14 protein-coding genes, 2 tRNA genes and 3 rRNA genes are annotated in these 20,131 nt (G+C 57.2%); 3 read left to right on the plus strand and 16 right to left on the minus strand.

Annotated elements, in window-relative coordinates; all coding sequences use genetic code 11:
• Positions 1 to 10: 10 nt before the first annotated feature.
• The 14 genes from rrf to mrcB all read right to left on the minus strand — a co-directional run bounded on the left by rrf (position 11) and on the right by mrcB (position 15,539).
• Positions 11 to 126: ribosomal RNA gene (rrf, locus tag BOP93_RS22705) — 5S ribosomal RNA — on the minus strand.
• A gap of 156 nt (positions 127 to 282) precedes the next feature.
• Positions 283 to 3,174 (minus strand): 23S ribosomal RNA (locus tag BOP93_RS22710).
• 236 nt (positions 3,175 to 3,410) lie between these two features.
• Positions 3,411 to 3,486: transfer RNA gene (locus tag BOP93_RS22715), tRNA-Ala, on the minus strand.
• A gap of 10 nt (positions 3,487 to 3,496) precedes the next feature.
• A tRNA-Ile gene (locus BOP93_RS22720) sits at positions 3,497 to 3,573 on the minus strand.
• Positions 3,574 to 3,697: 124 nt separating this feature from the next.
• Positions 3,698 to 5,234, minus strand: a 16S ribosomal RNA gene (locus tag BOP93_RS22725).
• Together the 16S, 23S and 5S rRNA genes with 2 tRNA genes alongside form the textbook arrangement of a ribosomal RNA operon.
• Before the next feature lie 487 nt (positions 5,235 to 5,721).
• On the minus strand, positions 5,722 to 6,342 hold the full coding sequence (gene msrQ / locus BOP93_RS22730) for a protein-methionine-sulfoxide reductase heme-binding subunit MsrQ (RefSeq protein ID WP_104504745.1): 621 nt from the start codon (positions 6,340 to 6,342) through the stop codon (positions 5,722 to 5,724).
• A complete protein-coding gene (msrP, locus tag BOP93_RS22735) occupies positions 6,342 to 7,355 on the minus strand; it encodes a protein-methionine-sulfoxide reductase catalytic subunit MsrP (protein WP_104504746.1) in 1,014 nt (337 codons plus the stop codon). Before msrP ends, msrQ begins: the two co-directional genes overlap by 1 nt.
• Positions 7,356 to 7,418: 63 nt before the next feature.
• On the minus strand, positions 7,419 to 8,276 hold the full coding sequence (gene pssA, locus BOP93_RS22740; RefSeq protein WP_065883999.1) for a CDP-diacylglycerol--serine O-phosphatidyltransferase: 858 nt from the start codon (positions 8,274 to 8,276) through the stop codon (positions 7,419 to 7,421).
• 145 nt (positions 8,277 to 8,421) lie between these two features.
• On the minus strand, positions 8,422 to 9,438 hold the full coding sequence (gene ilvC, locus BOP93_RS22745) for a ketol-acid reductoisomerase (RefSeq protein ID WP_003176099.1): 1,017 nt from the start codon (positions 9,436 to 9,438) through the stop codon (positions 8,422 to 8,424).
• 46 nt (positions 9,439 to 9,484) lie between these two features.
• Positions 9,485 to 9,976 (minus strand): acetolactate synthase small subunit, encoded by a 492-nt coding sequence (gene ilvN, locus BOP93_RS22750; protein WP_104504747.1) that lies wholly within the window; start codon positions 9,974 to 9,976, stop codon positions 9,485 to 9,487.
• A gap of 2 nt (positions 9,977 to 9,978) precedes the next feature.
• On the minus strand, positions 9,979 to 11,703 hold the full coding sequence (locus tag BOP93_RS22755) for an acetolactate synthase 3 large subunit (RefSeq protein ID WP_065884006.1): 1,725 nt from the start codon (positions 11,701 to 11,703) through the stop codon (positions 9,979 to 9,981).
• 431 nt (positions 11,704 to 12,134) lie between these two features.
• Positions 12,135 to 12,464, minus strand: a complete 330-nt coding sequence (locus tag BOP93_RS22760) for a YqcC family protein (protein WP_104504748.1) — start codon at positions 12,462 to 12,464, stop codon at positions 12,135 to 12,137.
• On the minus strand, positions 12,464 to 13,198 hold the full coding sequence (locus BOP93_RS22765; protein ID WP_104504749.1) for a tetratricopeptide repeat protein: 735 nt from the start codon (positions 13,196 to 13,198) through the stop codon (positions 12,464 to 12,466). The genes BOP93_RS22760 and BOP93_RS22765 overlap by 1 nt, the downstream gene beginning before the upstream one ends.
• Positions 13,199 to 13,214: 16 nt before the next feature.
• Positions 13,215 to 15,539 carry a penicillin-binding protein 1B gene (mrcB, locus tag BOP93_RS22770; protein WP_065892291.1) on the minus strand — a complete coding sequence of 775 codons (2,325 nt, stop codon included), beginning with the start codon at positions 15,537 to 15,539 and terminating at the stop codon, positions 13,215 to 13,217.
• Positions 15,540 to 15,657: 118 nt separating this feature from the next.
• Here mrcB and BOP93_RS22775 point away from each other — a divergent pair, with 118 nt between their 5' ends.
• The 3 genes from BOP93_RS22775 to BOP93_RS22785 all read left to right on the plus strand — a co-directional run bounded on the left by BOP93_RS22775 (position 15,658) and on the right by BOP93_RS22785 (position 18,120).
• Positions 15,658 to 17,214: an AAA family ATPase gene (locus BOP93_RS22775; RefSeq protein WP_104504750.1), complete on the plus strand. Its 1,557-nt coding sequence runs from the start codon at positions 15,658 to 15,660 to the stop codon at positions 17,212 to 17,214.
• A 91-nt stretch (positions 17,215 to 17,305) separates the two neighbouring features.
• The gene (locus BOP93_RS22780; RefSeq protein ID WP_065883988.1) at positions 17,306 to 17,650 is read left to right on the plus strand and encodes a pentapeptide repeat-containing protein; all 345 of its coding nucleotides are present in this window, start codon (positions 17,306 to 17,308) and stop codon (positions 17,648 to 17,650) included.
• Positions 17,651 to 17,847: 197 nt separating this feature from the next.
• A complete protein-coding gene (locus tag BOP93_RS22785) occupies positions 17,848 to 18,120 on the plus strand; it encodes a TfoX/Sxy family protein (protein ID WP_065883985.1) in 273 nt (90 codons plus the stop codon).
• Positions 18,121 to 18,335: 215 nt separating this feature from the next.
• On the opposite strand, the gene BOP93_RS22790 is transcribed toward BOP93_RS22785, so the two are convergent.
• Together BOP93_RS22790 and BOP93_RS22795 are read right to left on the minus strand one after the other, a co-directional pair.
• Complete coding sequence (locus BOP93_RS22790; protein WP_104504751.1) at positions 18,336 to 19,103, minus strand: heme ABC transporter ATP-binding protein; 768 nt, start codon at positions 19,101 to 19,103, stop codon at positions 18,336 to 18,338.
• Complete coding sequence (locus BOP93_RS22795; RefSeq protein WP_205885828.1) at positions 19,103 to 20,086, minus strand: FecCD family ABC transporter permease; 984 nt, start codon at positions 20,084 to 20,086, stop codon at positions 19,103 to 19,105. The genes BOP93_RS22790 and BOP93_RS22795 overlap by 1 nt, the downstream gene beginning before the upstream one ends.
• Positions 20,087 to 20,131 lie beyond the last annotated feature (45 nt).

Here is a 20,131-nt window from a genome sequence, read left to right on the forward strand (position 1 = left end):
CGGAATTTAATCTTGACGATGACCTACTCTCACATGGGGAAACCCCACACTACCATCGGCGATGCATCGTTTCACTGCTGAGTTCGGGATGGGATCAGGTGGTTCCAATGCTCTATGGTCGTCAAGAAATTCGGGTACTGAGTCGTGACCAGACGGCCTCGCTTCAGCAAATTGGGTATGTGATAGTTTCGGTGTTTTGTGAGCGTCGAACTTTCGGTTCATCTCGTCTTCACACACCGCAATCTGATGCTCGTTAGAGTAGTCAAATTGCTTGGGTGTTATATGGTCAAGCCTCACGGGCAATTAGTATTGGTTAGCTCAACGCCTCACAGCGCTTACACACCCAACCTATCAACGTCGTAGTCTTCGACGGCCCTTCAGGGAACTCAAGGTTCCAGTGAGATCTCATCTTGAGGCTAGTTTCCCGCTTAGATGCTTTCAGCGGTTATCTATTCCGAACATAGCTACCCGGCAATGCCACTGGCGTGACAACCGGAACACCAGAGGTTCGTCCACTCCGGTCCTCTCGTACTAGGAGCAGCCCCTCTCAAATCTCAAACGTCCACGGCAGATAGGGACCGAACTGTCTCACGACGTTCTAAACCCAGCTCGCGTACCACTTTAAATGGCGAACAGCCATACCCTTGGGACCGGCTTCAGCCCCAGGATGTGATGAGCCGACATCGAGGTGCCAAACACCGCCGTCGATATGAACTCTTGGGCGGTATCAGCCTGTTATCCCCGGAGTACCTTTTATCCGTTGAGCGATGGCCCTTCCATACAGAACCACCGGATCACTAAGACCTACTTTCGTACCTGCTCGACGTGTCTGTCTCGCAGTCAAGCGCGCTTTTGCCTTTATACTCTACGACCGATTTCCGACCGGTCTGAGCGCACCTTCGTACTCCTCCGTTACTCTTTAGGAGGAGACCGCCCCAGTCAAACTACCCACCATACACTGTCCTCGATCCGGATAACGGACCTGAGTTAGAACCTCAAAGTTGCCAGGGTGGTATTTCAAGGTTGGCTCCACGCAGACTGGCGTCCACGCTTCAAAGCCTCCCACCTATCCTACACAAGCAAATTCAAAGTCCAGTGCAAAGCTATAGTAAAGGTTCACGGGGTCTTTCCGTCTAGCCGCGGATACACTGCATCTTCACAGCGATTTCAATTTCACTGAGTCTCGGGTGGAGACAGCGCCGCCATCGTTACGCCATTCGTGCAGGTCGGAACTTACCCGACAAGGAATTTCGCTACCTTAGGACCGTTATAGTTACGGCCGCCGTTTACCGGGGCTTCGATCAAGAGCTTCGCGTTAGCTAACCCCATCAATTAACCTTCCGGCACCGGGCAGGCGTCACACCCTATACGTCCACTTTCGTGTTTGCAGAGTGCTGTGTTTTTAATAAACAGTCGCAGCGGCCTGGTATCTTCGACCGGCATGAGCTTACGGAGCAAGTCCTTCACCCTCACCGGCGCACCTTCTCCCGAAGTTACGGTGCCATTTTGCCTAGTTCCTTCACCCGAGTTCTCTCAAGCGCCTTGGTATTCTCTACCCAACCACCTGTGTCGGTTTGGGGTACGGTTCCTGGTTACCTGAAGCTTAGAAGCTTTTCTTGGAAGCATGGCATCAACCACTTCGTCATCTAAAAGATGACTCGTCATCAGCTCTCGGCCTTAGAATCCCGGATTTACCTAAGATTCCAGCCTACCACCTTAAACTTGGACAACCAACGCCAAGCTGGCCTAGCCTTCTCCGTCCCTCCATCGCAATAACCAGAAGTACAGGAATATTAACCTGTTTTCCATCGACTACGCTTTTCAGCCTCGCCTTAGGGACCGACTAACCCTGCGTCGATTAACGTTGCGCAGGAAACCTTGGTCTTTCGGCGTGGGTGTTTTTCACACCCATTGTCGTTACTCATGTCAGCATTCGCACTTCTGATACCTCCAGCAAGCTTCTCAACTCACCTTCACAGGCTTACAGAACGCTCCTCTACCGCATCACTTACGTGATACCCGTAGCTTCGGTGTATGGTTTGAGCCCCGTTACATCTTCCGCGCAGGCCGACTCGACTAGTGAGCTATTACGCTTTCTTTAAAGGGTGGCTGCTTCTAAGCCAACCTCCTAGCTGTCTAAGCCTTCCCACATCGTTTCCCACTTAACCATAACTTTGGGACCTTAGCTGACGGTCTGGGTTGTTTCCCTTTTCACGACGGACGTTAGCACCCGCCGTGTGTCTCCCATGCTCGGCACTTGTAGGTATTCGGAGTTTGCATCGGTTTGGTAAGTCGGGATGACCCCCTAGCCGAAACAGTGCTCTACCCCCTACAGTGATACATGAGGCGCTACCTAAATAGCTTTCGAGGAGAACCAGCTATCTCCGAGCTTGATTAGCCTTTCACTCCGATCCACAGGTCATCCGCTAACTTTTCAACGGTAGTCGGTTCGGTCCTCCAGTTAGTGTTACCCAACCTTCAACCTGCCCATGGATAGATCGCCCGGTTTCGGGTCTATTCCCAGCGACTAGACGCCCTATTAAGACTCGCTTTCGCTACGCCTCCCCTATTCGGTTAAGCTCGCCACTGAAAATAAGTCGCTGACCCATTATACAAAAGGTACGCAGTCACCCAACAAAGTGGGCTCCCACTGCTTGTACGCATACGGTTTCAGGATCTATTTCACTCCCCTCTCCGGGGTTCTTTTCGCCTTTCCCTCACGGTACTAGTTCACTATCGGTCAGTCAGTAGTATTTAGCCTTGGAGGATGGTCCCCCCATATTCAGACAAAGTTTCTCGTGCTCCGTCCTACTCGATTTCATGACTAAGAGATTTTCGCGTACAGGGCTATCACCCACTATGGCCGCACTTTCCAGAGCGTTCCGCTAATCTCAAAGCCACTTAAGGGCTAGTCCCCGTTCGCTCGCCACTACTAAGGGAATCTCGGTTGATTTCTTTTCCTCAGGGTACTTAGATGTTTCAGTTCCCCTGGTTCGCCTCTTACGCCTATGTATTCAGCGTAAGATAACCATCTTATGATGGCTGGGTTCCCCCATTCAGACATCTCCGGATCAAAGTCTGTTTGCCGACTCCCCGAAGCTTTTCGCAGGCTACCACGTCTTTCATCGCCTCTGACTGCCAAGGCATCCACCGTATGCGCTTCTTCACTTGACCATATAACCCCAAGCAATCTGGTTATACTGTGAAGACAACATTCGCCGAAAATTCGAATTTCTCGTTAAGAGAACTCACAAATTTTACCTTAGCCTGAGCCGTTACCAGTGAAAGTAACGTTCAGTCTATCTTTCTATCACATACCCAAATTTTTAAAGAACGATCTAATCAAAGACTAGAAATCAATATTCACTTCAGAATATTCATTTCTAAACTCTAACAGCAGAAGCAGTTAATGGTGGAGCCAAACGGGATCGAACCGTTGACCTCCTGCGTGCAAGGCAGGCGCTCTCCCAGCTGAGCTATGGCCCCATAACAAAATTGGTGGGTCTGGGCAGATTCGAACTGCCGACCTCACCCTTATCAGGGGTGCGCTCTAACCAACTGAGCTACAGACCCAATTTCGAGCGCGTAACTGATTAGCTAAGAGCTATCAGCTTGGAGCTTAAAGCTGCTTCTATCGTCTTCTTCAATGAATCAAGCAATTCGTGTGGGAACTTATGGAGCAGCTGATGTCGTCGATTAAGGAGGTGATCCAGCCGCAGGTTCCCCTACGGCTACCTTGTTACGACTTCACCCCAGTCATGAATCACACCGTGGTAACCGTCCTCCCGAAGGTTAGACTAGCTACTTCTGGTGCAACCCACTCCCATGGTGTGACGGGCGGTGTGTACAAGGCCCGGGAACGTATTCACCGCGACATTCTGATTCGCGATTACTAGCGATTCCGACTTCACGCAGTCGAGTTGCAGACTGCGATCCGGACTACGATCGGTTTTGTGGGATTAGCTCCACCTCGCGGCTTGGCAACCCTCTGTACCGACCATTGTAGCACGTGTGTAGCCCAGGCCGTAAGGGCCATGATGACTTGACGTCATCCCCACCTTCCTCCGGTTTGTCACCGGCAGTCTCCTTAGAGTGCCCACCATAACGTGCTGGTAACTAAGGACAAGGGTTGCGCTCGTTACGGGACTTAACCCAACATCTCACGACACGAGCTGACGACAGCCATGCAGCACCTGTCTCAATGTTCCCGAAGGCACCAATCTATCTCTAGAAAGTTCATTGGATGTCAAGGCCTGGTAAGGTTCTTCGCGTTGCTTCGAATTAAACCACATGCTCCACCGCTTGTGCGGGCCCCCGTCAATTCATTTGAGTTTTAACCTTGCGGCCGTACTCCCCAGGCGGTCAACTTAATGCGTTAGCTGCGCCACTAAGAGCTCAAGGCTCCCAACGGCTAGTTGACATCGTTTACGGCGTGGACTACCAGGGTATCTAATCCTGTTTGCTCCCCACGCTTTCGCACCTCAGTGTCAGTGTTGGTCCAGGTGGTCGCCTTCGCCACTGGTGTTCCTTCCTATATCTACGCATTTCACCGCTACACAGGAAATTCCACCACCCTCTACCACACTCTAGTCAGTCAGTTTTGAATGCAGTTCCCAGGTTGAGCCCGGGGATTTCACATCCAACTTAACAAACCACCTACGCGCGCTTTACGCCCAGTAATTCCGATTAACGCTTGCACCCTCTGTATTACCGCGGCTGCTGGCACAGAGTTAGCCGGTGCTTATTCTGTCGGTAACGTCAAAACAATCACGTATTAAGTAACTGCCCTTCCTCCCAACTTAAAGTGCTTTACAATCCGAAGACCTTCTTCACACACGCGGCATGGCTGGATCAGGCTTTCGCCCATTGTCCAATATTCCCCACTGCTGCCTCCCGTAGGAGTCTGGACCGTGTCTCAGTTCCAGTGTGACTGATCATCCTCTCAGACCAGTTACGGATCGTCGCCTTGGTGAGCCATTACCTCACCAACTAGCTAATCCGACCTAGGCTCATCTGATAGCGCAAGGCCCGAAGGTCCCCTGCTTTCTCCCGTAGGACGTATGCGGTATTAGCGTCCGTTTCCGGACGTTATCCCCCACTACCAGGCAGATTCCTAGGCTTTACTCACCCGTCCGCCGCTCTCAAGAGAAGCAAGCTTCTCTCTACCGCTCGACTTGCATGTGTCAGGCCTGCCGCCAGCGTTCAATCTGAGCCATGATCAAACTCTTCAGTTCAAACATCTTTGGGTTTTTAAGAAACCCTAAACTTGGCTCAGCAATCGTTGGTTATTCTTTGATTTCTCGCGGAGTAACTTGTGATGCTGATAATCTTGTTGACTATCAGTCTGACTCCACAAGCACCCACACGAATTGCTTGATTCAGTTGTTAAAGAGCGGTTGGTTAAGATGTTTCGTCTCAACCGAGGCGCGCATTCTACAGCAGCCTCATTTGCTGTCAAGTGGTTATTTTCAGAAGTTTTCGAAGAATTCTTCAACAACTTCAACCACTTGCGCTTGCGATCTCTCGTAAGCGGGAGGCGAATTCTACAGCGTTACACGCTGCTGTCAACACCTCTTTTTCAACTTCCTTTTGGCTTCGATGAACTGAAGCGGCCTGCTGTCGAAAACTACTTAACTCATTGTTTACCAAGGAGTTTTCCGTTTCGACTGCGCCGGAAGTGGGGCGAATTATAGGCGCACAGAATCTGCCGTCAAGGGCTAATTACAGTTTTGTTGCAGAAGACGGTTTTTTAGCAATAAGGCGAGGGATTCGGCGCATCACCGGTGGCACCCGCAATAGAAGAAGCAGCGCACCAATGGAAGCGTAGACAGCCCACTCCTTCAAATCAGCCCGGACTATCCAGAGCATATGCAGCAAACCCAGCCCCAGAATCACGTACACCAAGCGATGCAGCTTCTTCCAGCGGCTCCCCAACCGTCGCTGGCTATAACGATTGGAGGTCGCAGCCAAAACCAGCAAGCCCACAAACCCCAACGTGCCAACAATGATGTACGGGCGCTTACGCAGCTCCACGCCCAGCTGCGACCAGTCAAGCCCGAGGACGAATACGCAATAAGCCGCCAGATGCAGCACCACATAGGCAAAGCACCACAACCCCAATTGCCGGCGTACCGCAATCCACCCCGCCCAACCGCTCAGTTTCTGAAGCGGAGTCATGCCAAGCGTGATCAGCAACAGAATCAAGGTGCCCAGGCCGAGGCGATCCACCAGCACCTTCCCAGGGTCGGGCCCGAGGGCAACACTCCAGGCCTCATATAGCCAGAACAACGGCCATACCGCGACAGCTATAAAGACGCCAATGCGCCAGAGCGGATAGCGCATCAATAGTTCTTCCGCAGGTCGAGGCCCGTATATAAAGAGGCGACCTCATCGGAGTAGCCATTGAACATCTGGGTCTCGCGCACGTTCGGGCTGAAAAGACCGCTCGGCAAACGACGTTCCCGCGCCTGGGTCCAGCGCGGATGGTCAACCGTCGGGTTCACGTTCGCATAGAAGCCATACTCATCGGCGGCAATACTCTGCCAGGTCGTTTTCGGCTGTTCGCTGACAAGACTGATGCGCACAATCGACTTCACACTCTTGAAGCCGTATTTCCATGGCACGACCAACCGCAACGGTGCACCGTTCTGGTTAGGCAACTCTCGCCCATACATACCAACGGCAAGGATCGCCAATGGATTCATCGCCTCGTCCAGGCGCAGCCCTTCTATATAAGGCCAGTCGATCAAGCCGAAACTGGAGCGCTGACCCGGCATGCTTTTTGGATCCTGCAGCGTTTCGAAGCGGATGAACTTCGCTTTGGAGGTGGGCTCAACCTGCTTGAGCAAGGCGGAAATGGGGAAGCCGATCCAGGGAATAACCATCGACCACGCCTCGACGCACCGCAGACGGTAGATGCGCTCTTCCAACTGGTAAGGCTTCATGAAGTCTTCAAGTGCGTAGCGCCCAGGCTTGGCCACCTCACCATCGATCACAACGCTCCAGGGTTGGGTCTTGAGTGAACCGGCATTTGCCGCCGGGTCGCCCTTGTCCGTGCCAAATTCATAGAAGTTGTTGTAGTGGGTTGCGTCCTTGAACGGCGTGATGGCCTCGTCTTTGACGGTCACTGCCTGCCATTTGGTGCCGGGGAGCTTTTGCGCAAACCAGTCAGGCGCCCTGCCCGGCTCGACATCGGCATAGCGTGCGGCCTCCTCTGCACTGGCCCAACGGGGCAGGCTGCTGGCGGCAATACCGGCCAGCGCGCCACCGAGCAAGCTGCGGCGAGAGAGATAGAAGGACTCAGGGGTGACATCCGATTCGTGGCAATCGGACGCTTTGGGCAATTTGATTAACATGGCAACTCCGCAGCATTGGAGGACAGGTGCACCAATAGACTGCGGAGTATGGGGGAAATTACATTAAGGCAATGTTTTGTCCCGACGAAGATGCAGCAGGTACTGGACCGGCCCAGAAGCGGCGTAGACCAGGAAGGCCAACAATAGAATGCGCGGCGGATCGCTGAACACCACCGCAAACACCAGCACCACAACAAGAATCGCTACGAAAGGTACACGCCCCTTGAGGTCCAGCTCCTTGAAGCTGTTGTACTTGATGTTGCTGACCATCAACATGCCGGCCGCAGCAACCATCAGCGCTACCAGGAACGACATCTTCGAACCCTGTATGCCGTAGTCACTGAACGCCCAGACGATACCCGCCACCACGCCCGCGGCAGCAGGACTGGCCAGGCCAATGAAGTAACGCTTGTCGGCAGTGCCGACCTGAGTGTTGAAGCGCGCAAGACGCAACGCCGCTCCCGCAACGTAGATAAAGGCAACCATCCAGCCGACCTTGCCCATATCACCCAGCGCCCAGGCAAACGCCAGCAACGCAGGGGCAACTCCGAAGGCGACCATGTCCGACAAAGAGTCGTACTCGGCACCGAAGGCGCTTTGGGTATTGGTCATGCGCGCCACACGACCATCCAGGCCATCAAGCACCATGGCGACGAAAATGGCGATGGCAGCAAAACCGAAGTACTTGCTGGCACTCACGGCATCACCTGCCGCCAACGCGCTCTGGGCGCTCATCGAGTTGATGATGGAGTAAAAGCCGGCAAACAGGTTCGCCGTCGTAAACAGGTTGGGCAGCAGATAGATGCCACGATGCCGGACCTTGCGGCCTTCCGCGTCATGCCCTTCTTCGACATGTTCATCGATCGGCAGCATGCTTTCGGCGTCGGAAGCCTGGTTTGGCTCTTCGGGACGTTCGCTCATGGACTTTACCTTGCAACGGTGTGAAAAAAATTCGACAGATACTTGCGGCGAGTGTTCGCCCGCAACGATGCAGCTTTATACCAGAACCCGCTTACCCAAACGAAAAAACGCGGCCTAAGCCGCGTTTTCCCTTGATACGTACGACTTAGTTCTTGGCTTTGTCGACGATCTTGTTGGCACCGATCCACGGCATCATGGAGCGCAGTTGCTCGCCGATGACTTCGATACCGTGGGCGGCGTTGTTACGACGCTTGGCGGTCATCGAAGGGTAGCCGGTGGCGCCTTCGCTGATGAACATTTTGGCGTATTCGCCGTCCTGAATACGTTTCAGGGCGTTGCGCATGGCCTGACGGGATTCGGCGTTGATCACTTCCGGGCCGGTCACGTACTCGCCGTATTCGGCGTTGTTGGAGATCGAGTAGTTCATGTTGGCGATACCGCCCTCGTACATGAGGTCAACGATCAGCTTCAGTTCGTGCAGGCATTCGAAGTAGGCCATTTCCGGCGCGTAGCCCGCTTCAACCAGGGTTTCGAAACCGGCTTTCACCAGTTCAACGGTACCACCGCACAGTACGGCTTGTTCGCCGAACAGGTCGGTTTCGGTCTCGTCCTTGAAAGTGGTTTCGATGATGCCGGTACGACCGCCGCCAACACCGGCCGCGTAGGACAGCGCAACGTTCTTGGCGTTGCCCGAAGCGTCCTGGTAGATCGCGATCAGGTCAGGAATACCGCCGCCCTTGACGAACTCGGAACGTACGGTGTGGCCTGGAGCCTTTGGCGCGATCATGATCACGTCGAGGTCAGCGCGCGGTACAACCTGGTTGTAGTGGATCGCGAAGCCGTGGGAGAAGGCCAGGGTGGCGCCCTTCTTGATGTTCGGCTCGATTTCATTCTTGTACAGCGCGGACTGGAATTCGTCCGGGGTCAGGATCATGACCAGGTCGGCGGCCGCAACGGCGGAAGCCACGTCAGTCACTTTCAGGCCGTGGGCTTCAGCCTTGGCAACGGTAGCCGAGCCTTTGCGCAGGCCAACGGTCACGTCAACGCCGGAATCTTTCAGGTTGCACGCTTGAGCATGGCCCTGGGAGCCGTAACCGATGATGGCGACTTTCTTGCCCTGGATGATCGACAGGTCACAATCTTTATCGTAATAAACTTTCATGAGGTTCCTCTATATATCCAGGCCGTAAGGCCATTCGCTAATTGGGTTAGATGCTGAGTACTTTGTCGCCACGGGCAATCCCGGTGACACCACTGCGTACGGTTTCCAGAATCGAGGCCGTCCCGATCGACTGGATGAAGCTGTCCAGCTTGTCGCTTGTACCGGTCAGTTGAACGGTATAAACGCTGGCGCTCACATCGACGATCTGCCCGCGATAAATATCGGTAGTGCGCTTGATCTCGGCACGCTGGGCGCCCGTGGCCTTGACCTTGACCAACATCAGCTCGCGCTCGATGTGGGCACTTTCCGACAGGTCGACCAGCTTGACCACTTCGATCAGCTTGTTGAGGTTCTTGGTGATCTGCTCGATCACCTCATCGTGGCCCACGGTGGTCAACGTCAGGCGCGACAGGGTCGGGTCTTCGGTTGGGGCCACGGTCAGGTTTTCGATGTTGTAGTTGCGTTGCGAAAACAGGCCGACAACACGGGACAGAGCGCCGGGTTCGTTCTCCAGAAGCAGGGAGATAATGTGCCGCATGATTAAGTACGCTCCGTCTTGTTCAGCCACATGTCGCGCATAGAGCCGTCTTTGATCTGCATCGGGTAGACGTGCTCGCTGGTATCCACCTGAATATCGATGAACACCAGGCGATCCTTCATGGCGAACGCCTCTTCCATCTTCGGCTTCAGATCTTTCAAATCGGTGATGCGCATGCCGACGTGGCCATAGGCTTCAACCAATTTGACGAAATCGGGCAACGATTCCATGTAGGAATGGGAGTGACGGCTGCCGTAGCTCATGTCCTGCCACTGACGAACCATGCCCAGCACGCCGTTGTTCAGGCAGACGATCTTCACGGGAAGACCGTACTGCAGGCACGTCGACAGTTCCTGGATGTTCATCTGGATACTGCCTTCACCGGTGACACAGGCAACGTCAGCCTCCGGAAAGCTCAGTTTCACACCCATGGCCGCAGGGAAACCAAAGCCCATCGTGCCCAGGCCACCGGAGTTGATCCAACGGTTAGGCTTGTCGAATGTGTAGTACTGCGCGGCGAACATCTGGTGCTGGCCCACGTCGGAGGTCACAAAGGCATCGCCCTTGGTCACTTCGCACAGGGTCTCGATCACGGTTTGGGGCTTGATGATGCTGCCGTCGCCCTTGTCGTAAGGGAACAGGCCGCGGTCGCCACGCCATTCGTCGATCTGCTTCCACCAGCTGGCAACGGACTCCTTGTTCGGCGTTTCGCCGATGTCCTTGAGCGCAGCGACCATTTCAGTCAAGACGCTTTCAACAGGCCCCACGATCGGCACGTCCGCCTTGATGGTCTTGGAAATGGACGCCGGGTCGATGTCGATATGGATGATCTTGGCATTCGGGCAAAACTTGCTCGCGCCGTTGATCACGCGGTCATCGAAGCGTGCGCCCACGGCCAGGATCACATCGGCGTGGTGCATGGTCAGGTTGGCGGTGTAGCTGCCGTGCATGCCGAGCATGCCGACGAACTGACGGTCCGAACCCGGGAATGCGCCAAGGCCCATCAAGGTATTGGTCACCGGCAGGTTGAGCAGCTTGGCCAATTCGGTCAGCGGCGCGGAACCGCCCCCCAGAATCACGCCACCACCGGAGTACAGCACAGGGCGCTTGGCCGCCAGGAGCATTTCGGCCGCCTTGCGGATTTGCCCCGAGTGCCCGCGCACGGCCGGGCTGTAGGAGCGCAGCTTGGCTTTCTTCGGGAAGATGTATTCGAATTTCTCGGCCGGGTTGGTCATGTCCTTGGGAATATCCACCACGACAGGACCCGGGCGACCGGATTGTGCGAGGTAGAACGCCTTTTTCATGACTTCCGGAATTTCCGACGCGTGCTTGATCATGAAGCTGTGTTTCACGATCGGCCGGGAGATACCGATCATGTCGGTTTCCTGGAACGCGTCGGTGCCGACCATGGTGCTGGCGACCTGGCCGGAAATGATCACCATCGGAATGGAGTCCATATAGGCAGTCGCGATGCCGGTTATGGCATTGGTTGCGCCCGGGCCGGACGTTACCAGTACCACGCCGGCTTTACCGGTGGCACGGGCGTAGCCGTCAGCCATATGGGTCGCGGCCTGCTCGTGGCGAACCAGGATGTGGGTAACAGCCGGTTCCTTGAACAGTGCGTCGTAGACATGCAGCAGAGCACCACCTGGGTACCCGTAGATATAGTCGACGCCTTCGTCACGCAAAAAGCGGACGAGCATCTCACCGCCAGATAAAAGCTCCACGTTGTTCACCTCTAAAACGCCAGAATACCGTCCGTTAAAAACCGACGGGTCTTAATAGGTTTACTTCTCAACAGAGCATGAGCGACGGTGGTCGCCGACTACGTCAGCACTGACTGAGCAAGTATTGGGATCGTCCCAAGTGTTGCGGGCTTTTCCCACCCAGCGCGAGGTAACGCGTTGCGGGTGTTACAGGTCGGCGCGGATGTGCGCCTCATGATCTGCTGAGCGGGCCTGCTTCTGGCAGTCCCGATACAGCGGACTTTGGATTCTTCTGTTTCAGGCCCTTCAAGTCAAGCAATAATTGCGCTTTTTTCCAACTAAGCGCATGAGAACGCAGGAGAAAGGGCTTTGAGGAGGGATAAAACTCGCCTGAATGTCGTCAAGCGGTAGAAATATGCGCAAGACTGCCGGAAAAACCGGCAGTCAGGCAATTAACGAGCGCCAGCGATCAATTGGTCGAACTTTTTCAGCGCATTGCGCAAGCCAAGGCTCTCCCGAGGACGGTCGGCATAGACCATCTCGGCCATCTCCAGAATCCCGGAAGCATTGGGCAAAGGCAGGTCCTGTTCGAGGATCTGCTTCATACGGACCAGGAAAATCCATTGCAGCCACTGGTGGAAATCCAGTGTATCGACCGAAAACGGCTCGACGCTGCCGAGCGCTTCGGCGCTGGGGGGCACTTCATCCCACCAGCCCTGCACGCGCAGCTCTCGCTCGATCAGCAACAACTGTTCGGCAATCGCCGGAAAACGTTCATCCATCAGAGGCTGACCTTGGCTTTCGCCCGAGCCTGGGCAGCGCCGGCGGCGTCACCCTGGGCGGCACGCGCGTCGCCGATCAGCGCCCACAGGCTGGCTTGCAGGTCCGGACGACCGTTGGCCATGCTCAAACCGCGGCGAGCGAACTGCTCGGCTTGCGGTGCATCCCCCTGGGCCATGCGCACCTGGGCCAGGCGATAGAGCACTTGCGGTTCGCGAGGCGCAACGCGCTGGGCACGCTCCAGGCTCGACGAAGCGCCATTGAGGTCGCCACCGGCCTGCTGTTGCTGAGCGGTGGTGAGCAGCGCCAATACAGGGCCGTCCAGTTGCTCGTCAGCGGACAGGCCGCCCGCACTGGATGACGAAGGAATGCCGCTCGGCGTCGACGGCATGTTGTACGTGCCCTGGTTGACCGGCGAGGTCTGGATCGGCGTGGCATCGACCGGACCCGAAGCGCTTGGCCCTGGAGTCCAGGGCTCGGCGCTGATCGGTGCTGCGGTAGCAGCACCACTGCCGGGTACCATCACCACCACGCCCGAGTCCTGCGGCATTGCCTGCGGCTTGGCCTGCGCCGGACGGTTGGTCACGGTTTGACGAAACCCGCCCTTGGCCGAAATCCGCTCGCTATTGGAGACGCCCGTACTCGCGTCCACCACCGGAATAGAGCCGCGTTGCACGCTGGAGCAACCGCCGAGCAAAGCCAGAACTGTAATCGCTGGAATCCACAACTTGTTCACTTGAAACCCTCTTTGCTTAATTCATCCAGCCCTTGACCCAATCCATCACCGACTCCGCATCAGCCGGGGCACTGCCCCCGCAGGCGGCACCGGGTGGTGGCTCGCTGCCGCGAATATACGGCATCTGCACCGCCCCCGGGCAGTTGGCATCCGAACCCTGGCCTGTGTGCGGATCAATCCAGGCCTGCACGATATTGTCCGGCTGCGGCATGTTGAGCGGCAACGGGTCAGCTTTACGCATGAAGCTGGTCCAGACCTGCAGCGCACCGGTCGCACCGGTGAACGGCGTCTTGCCATTGTCGTCACGGCCCAGCCACACCACGGCCAGTACGTCCTGGCCGAAACCTGCGAACCAACTGTCGCGCGAGTCGTTACTGGTGCCGGTCTTGCCCGCCAGCGTCAGGTTCGACGGCAGCACGCTGTAGACCGAGCGCCCGGTACCTTCACGCATCACGCGTTGCATGGCGTTCTGGATCAGGTAGATGGACCCCGCGTCGAAACGCTGCTGGATCTGGAACGGGTAGCGCTTGAGCGGTTCGCCCTCGGCGGTCAGCACACTGCGAATACCGCGCATCGGGGTATTGAATCCACCGTTGGCCAGGGTCTGGTACATGGTGGCCACTTCCATCGGACTCATGGCTGCCGCCCCCAGCAGCATTGACGGGAACGCCGGGAACTCCCGTTCTATGCCCAATCGCGCCAGTGTCTTCAGCACATTCGGCACACCGACCTCAAGTCCCAGGCGCGATGTCGAGATATTGTAGGAATGCGCGAGCCCCTGATACAGGAACACGGTGCCGTGGGAGCGGCGGTCGAAGTTCTTCGGCGTCCACACCTGGCCATCGGCGCCTTTGATCGACAGCGGATCGTCCGACAGCCAACTGGTGAGCGTGTACTTGCTCGGCTTTTCCAGGGCGGTCAGGTAAACCGCCGGCTTGACCAGCGAACCGATCGGCCGCACGGCATCCAGGGCACGGTTGAAACCGGCGAAACTGGCCTGACGGCTGCCGATCATGGCCTGGACTTCACCGGTTTCCGGGTTAGTCACGACCATGGCGGCCTCGACCTCATCAGAGCCTTTACGGCCGGTCAGGCGTTTGAAGGTGTCATTGACCGACGCCTCGGCCTTCATCTGCAGAATAGGGTCAAAGCTGGTGAAGATGCGCAGGCCTTCTTCGGTCAAGTCTTCGTCGCGGTAGTCTTCGCGCAACTGACGTTTGACCAGGTCGATAAAGCCGGGGAACGAGCTGTCCGCCAGCTTGCCGCGGGTGGTGACGCCCAGCGGCATTTTCTTCGCCGCAGCGACCTGTTCGGCAGTGGCAACGCCCTGCTGTTCCAGAACATCGAGCACCAGGTTACGGCGCTCAAGCGCACGCTCCGGGTTGCGCCGCGGGTTGTAATAGGACGGCCCCTTCACCATCCCCACCAGCAAGGCAACCTGATGCAATTTCAATTCGGACAGCGGTTGCCCGAAGAAAAACTGGCTGGCCAGGCCGAAACCATGCACCGCGCGCTGACCATCCTGGCCGACGAAGACCTCGTTGAGGTACGCCTCGAGGATTTCCTGCTTGCTGTAATGCAACTCCAGAAGCATGGCCATCATGGCTTCGGTGAGTTTGCGCGTCAGGCTGCGCTCGTTGGTCAGGTAGAAGTTTTTCACCAACTGCTGGGTGAGCGTACTCCCGCCCTGGGTCATCCTGCCGCCGGAGGTATTGACCCAAACCGCGCGGGCAATCGACTTCGGCGAAACGCCCCAGTGGCTATAGAAGTCGCGGTCTTCGACAGCGACCAGGGTTTCCAGCAGATACGGAGGCGCCTGATCGAGCTTGATCAGGATGCGGTCTTCAAGGTTCTTCGGGTAGATGCCGCCAATCATCAGCGGTTCGAGACGCACGACCGGCAGCTTGGCGCCGTTGAGCGACGACAGCTCGGCCACGTAATCGCCGGAAAAGCGCACGCGTACCGGCTGGGCTTTTTCCAGGCCTTCGTAGAACTGGAAGCCACGGGTGTTCAGGTCGACGGTATTGCCACTGACCGCCGCCGCGCCCGGGCCGTTGCTCACGGGTTCGCGTCGATAGCCCAGCGCATCGAGTTCGGTGAGGAAGTCGTCCTTGCTCAGTTTCTGGCCGGCGAACAATTCCAGCGGGCGTGCATACACCTTGGCCGGGATGGTCCAGCGCTTGCCGGAGAACTTCTCCTGGACCACGGCGTCGAGATACACCGCAACGCCGGCGAGCGCCACAAGGCCAACCAGGCCGAGCTTGAGCGCCCAGCCCAGCCACGGGCGCAGGCTGCGCGAAGGAGGTTTTTTACGGGAACGGGGAGATCGGGTTCGAGTCATGGCGGCGGATTATACGCACTTTATTGATGATCAACATGAGCCGGACAGCGGTTTGCACGACCGCCCGTAGCGGCCATAATGCCTGCCATGATTTCTCCCAGACTTTGAAGGATCGCCCGTGAGCCAGTCCCTGATCGCAGCCCTGCAAAACCCGGCGTTGTACCCGCATCCGGTGGAAGCATTTCACGTTATTGAAACCCATATTTCCTGGGTAATCCTGACCGGTCCTTACGCTTATAAATTGAAGAAACCGATGAACTTCGGGTTCCTGGACTTCACCGATCTGGAAAAACGCGGCCACTTCTGCAACGAAGAACTGCGCCTCAACCAGCGCCTGACCGAAGATTTGTATCTTGAAGTGTTGCCAATTACCGGCACTGCCGACGCACCGCAACTGGCTGGCGACGGCCCGGTCATCGAATACGCGCTGAAAATGCGCCAGTTCCCGCAGAGCCAGATGCTGAGCACCTTGCAAGCCAACGGCGAACTGACCAGCGCGCACATTGACGAAATGGCCAGGCAGATTGCGCACTTCCACATCAACGCCCCCAAAGTCCCACAGGAACACCCCGCCGGCACCCCGGATGAAGTGATGGCACCGGTACGCCAGAACTTCGAACAGATCCGCCCATTCCTCAGTGACAAGGCCGACCTGACTCAACTGGAAGCCCTGCAAGCCTGGGCCGAAAGCAGCTTCGAACGCCTCAAGCCGCTGCTGCAACAGCGCAAGCTCAATGGCTTCACCCGCGAATGCCATGGTGACATTCACCTGGGCAACGCCACGCTGATCGACGGCCATGTGGTGATCTTCGACTGCATCGAGTTCAACGAGCCGTTCCGCTTTACCGACGTGTATGCCGACACCGCGTTCCTGGCGATGGACCTGGAAGACCGTGGCCTCAAATGCCTGGCGCGACGATTTATCAGCCAGTACCTGGAGCTGACCGGCGATTATCAGGGCCTGGAGTTGCTCAATTTCTACAAGGCGTATCGCGCTCTGGTCCGGGCCAAAGTTGCGCTGTTCAGCATGCCGAGCGAAGCCGACCCGGTGCAACGCGCCACCACCCTGCGCCAGTACCGCAACTACGCCAATCTGGCTGAAAGCTACAGCACGATTCCTTCGCGCTTCCTGGCAATCACCCATGGTGTTTCGGCCGTGGGCAAAAGCCATGTCGCCCTGCGCCTGGTCGAGGCATTAGGCGCTGTTCGCCTGCGCTCGGACGTGGAGCGCAAGCGCCTGTTTGGCGAGCAGCCTGTGGAAAATACACCGCAGGCCGGCATCTATAACCATGACGCCAGTGCTGCAACGTACACGCGGCTGAACGAAATTGCCGACACCGTGCTTCGCGCCGGTTTCCCGGTGGTGCTGGATGCCACCTTCCTCAAACGCGAACAACGCGACGCGGCGGCCCGGGTTGCCGAAGCCACCGGGGCTCCGTTCCTGATTCTGGATTGCAATGCGCCCCAGGCCGTCATCGCCAGTTGGCTGGCACAACGTCAGGCAGATAAAAACGATCCGTCCGACGCAACGTTGGTGGTTATCGAACAGCAGCAAGCCAATCGTGACCCGCTGACAGCGCAGGAGCTGCTGTTGAGCAAGCGCGTCGAGACCAACGAAAGCGGGACGTTCGATGCGTTGGTTGCGCATATTCGTCAGCGCTTGCCCGGCCTGTAAGAAATATTTCTTGGTCGTGTCGCCACGTTGGCGCACGACTCTGCGATAGTGGCACTATAATGGCGCCATAATACCAACAGGAGTCGCCGTCATGAGTCATCCCAAGCTACTTGATACCCCGCTCTACGCGCTCCTGCACAAGGACGACATCCGCGGCTTCAATCAGGAACGCCCCGGTGACGGGGTTATCGACATGCGTGGCGGCGACTTCCGAGGGTTGGACCTGCGCGAACTGAACACCGCAGGTATCGACTTCACCGACGCCTACTTCCGCTCCGCCGACCTGCGCGGGCTGGATTTACGTGAGTGTTCACTGGAAGGCGCCAGCCTGGCCCACGCGCAGATTTCCGGCACTTACTTCTCCTCCGACCTGACGGCTGACGAGATCCTGATGTCGGTCAATTTCGGCACACGCCTGCGTTACCGCACCAAATAACCTCAAGACTTCGGCTCCCGGCCGCGCGACAGGCGTGCCGGGCGCTTTACCCTGCCTGAGATATGGCGGCGTTCTTATAAGCTTTTGAGCCGTTCCCGAGCAAAAAATCACACTTTTCCTACTGAGCGCTACACTCATTTTCAGGCTTGCCTGGTCACGATACCCACCGCACCCTTCGGCCGTCGCAAGGAGGCTTGATGAACGATGAGCTGCAGCACCTGAAAAATCTTGGCAAGACGTCGGCGCAATGGCTGCATGCGGTGGGCATCCACAGCGCATCCGACTTACGCCGCCTGGGGGCGGTCGATGCTTACCGCGCCGTGCGCACTCGCGGGTTCCGAGCATCGAAAGTCCTGCTGTATGCCATTGAAGGCGCATTGATGGATGTGCATTGGAACGACATTCCCGCAGAACGCAAAGAAGCGCTGAACCGTCAGTTCGATGCGCTCTCGACGCGCAAGAAGATTTAGGTCTGCGGAAGGGCAGTTGGAGAAAAATACGGGAATGGATAAAACAATTGTTGACTCTCAAATGAGAATCGTTATGATTATCACAACTGGTCGCGAGATCAGCCGATAACTGAAAGACCATTGGTTCGGACTCTCAGATTATCTCCTCATCAGGCTAATCACGGTTATTTGACCCGGCTCTTGCCGGGTCTTTTTTTGCCTGTAAAAAGCTGGGCTCAGCGCGCAATGATCAACGGATGACCACGCTCCGGATGCGACTGCACCAACACATCCAGACCAAACACCGCCTTGAGCGGCTCGGGTCGCAGCACCTGTGCCGGTGTGTCCAGGGCATGCGGGCGTCCGCCGTCCAGCAACAGGATACGGTCACAGTAACGCGCAGCCAGGTTCAGGTCATGCAGGATCACCAGCACCGCCGCGCCACGATCGGCAAAACTGCGGATCGCCTGCAGGGTCGTATGCTGGTGCAACGGATCGAGCATCGACGTCGGTTCATCCAGCAACAACGTCTGCCCCGCCTCGCCCGGCCATAATTGCGCCAATACACGAGCCAGGTGCACCCGTTGACGCTCCCCGCCCGACAAGGCCAGGTAACTGCGCCCGCTCAGGTGCCCTGCATCTGCCGCATGCAGCGCCGCGCGGATAATCTCCTCATCACGTACGCGACCGGTCTGATGGGGCAAACGTCCCATGCCTACCACTTCCTCGACACGGAAAGCGAAATCCAGGGTGGAGGTCTGGGGCAGGACTGCCAGGCGTTGAGCGCGTTGCGCGCCGCTCAAACGCTTCAATTCCTGCGCACCCAGCCAGACTTTGCCCTGATCAGGCAACAATTCACCGCACAGCGCACTCAACAAGGTGCTTTTACCCGCACCGTTGGGGCCCAATACGCCCAGCACTTGGCCCGGCAGCAGGTCCAGGGTCACCTCCGCCAACACGGTCTTGCCTGCGCGACGGATGTGCAACGCTTCCACCCGCAGCATCAGGCGCGCCCCCGCAACAATAAATAGAGAAAAAAAGGCGCGCCGATAAACGCGGTGACGATACCGATCGGCAATTCCGCCGGCGCCAACGCCAGGCGCGCCACCAGATCGGCAAACAGCAGCAAACTCGCGCCCGCCAGCACCGAAGCCGGCAGCAACACCCGGTGATCCGGCCCTGCCAGCAACCGCACCAGATGCGGCACCACCAATCCGACAAAGCCGATCATGCCCGCCGCAGCCACCGCTGCGCCGACGCCCAACGCCGTACAGAACACCAGTTCACGCTTGAGCTTTTCAACATCGATACCCAGATGACTGGCCTCGGACTCACCCAGCAACAGCGCATTCAAGGCCTTCGCTCGGCGCGGCAGCCACAGCGCCACGCCCGCACTGACCAGCAGCAACGGCCATAATCGCGAATAGCTGGCACCGTTGAGGCTGCCCAGGTTCCAGAATGTCAGGGTACGCAAGGTGGCGTCGTCTGCCAGGTAGGTAAACAGCCCCACCGTGGAACCGGCGAGCGCCGTCAGCGCAATGCCGGCAAGCAGCATCGTCGCGACGTTGGTCTGGCCGTTGCGCCGTCCCAATCGATACACCAGCGCGGTGACGCCCAGGCCGCCCAGAAACGCGCAGATCGATAATAGATACGGCCCGAATGCGTCCGGCAACCCGCCAAAAAACGAGCCTGCGACAATGGCCACCGCAGCCCCCAATGCCGCGCCACTGGACACACCCACCAAGCCAGGATCAGCCAGCGGGTTGCGAAACAACCCCTGCATCGCCACGCCCGACAATGCGAGCACACCCCCGACGGCCAGGCCCAGTAACGTGCGCGGCAAACGAATCTGCCCCAGGATCAACTCGGCCTGTTCGAGCCCTTGGGCACTGATCGGCACCCCTATCAATCGCAATGCGGCCCTGAGTGTGTCGAACAACGGCAGGCTGACCGGGCCCAGGGCCAATGAGAGCCAGATCGCTACCAGAGACAACAGCGCCAGCCCGATAAACAGCGTTTTCGGTTTAACCAA

The organism is Pseudomonas orientalis (assembly GCF_002934065.1).
Classification (GTDB): domain Bacteria; phylum Pseudomonadota; class Gammaproteobacteria; order Pseudomonadales; family Pseudomonadaceae; genus Aquipseudomonas; species Aquipseudomonas orientalis_A.

Coding starts and splice junctions, on each gene's coding strand:
- mrcB (WP_065892291.1), bottom strand. CDS start 15,539: ATGACTCGAACCCGATCTCCCCGTTCCCGTAAAAAACCTCCTTCGCGC.
- BOP93_RS22785 (WP_065883985.1), top strand. CDS start 17,848: ATGAACGATGAGCTGCAGCACCTGAAAAATCTTGGCAAGACGTCGGCG.
- ilvC (WP_003176099.1), bottom strand. CDS start 9,438: ATGAAAGTTTATTACGATAAAGATTGTGACCTGTCGATCATCCAGGGC.
- msrQ (WP_104504745.1), bottom strand. CDS start 6,342: ATGCGCTATCCGCTCTGGCGCATTGGCGTCTTTATAGCTGTCGCGGTA.
- BOP93_RS22760 (WP_104504748.1), bottom strand. CDS start 12,464: ATGGATGAACGTTTTCCGGCGATTGCCGAACAGTTGTTGCTGATCGAG.
- pssA (WP_065883999.1), bottom strand. CDS start 8,276: ATGAGCGAACGTCCCGAAGAGCCAAACCAGGCTTCCGACGCCGAAAGC.
- BOP93_RS22780 (WP_065883988.1), top strand. CDS start 17,306: ATGAGTCATCCCAAGCTACTTGATACCCCGCTCTACGCGCTCCTGCAC.
- ilvN (WP_104504747.1), bottom strand. CDS start 9,976: ATGCGGCACATTATCTCCCTGCTTCTGGAGAACGAACCCGGCGCTCTG.
- BOP93_RS22790 (WP_104504751.1), bottom strand. CDS start 19,103: ATGCTGCGGGTGGAAGCGTTGCACATCCGTCGCGCAGGCAAGACCGTG.
- msrP (WP_104504746.1), bottom strand. CDS start 7,355: ATGTTAATCAAATTGCCCAAAGCGTCCGATTGCCACGAATCGGATGTC.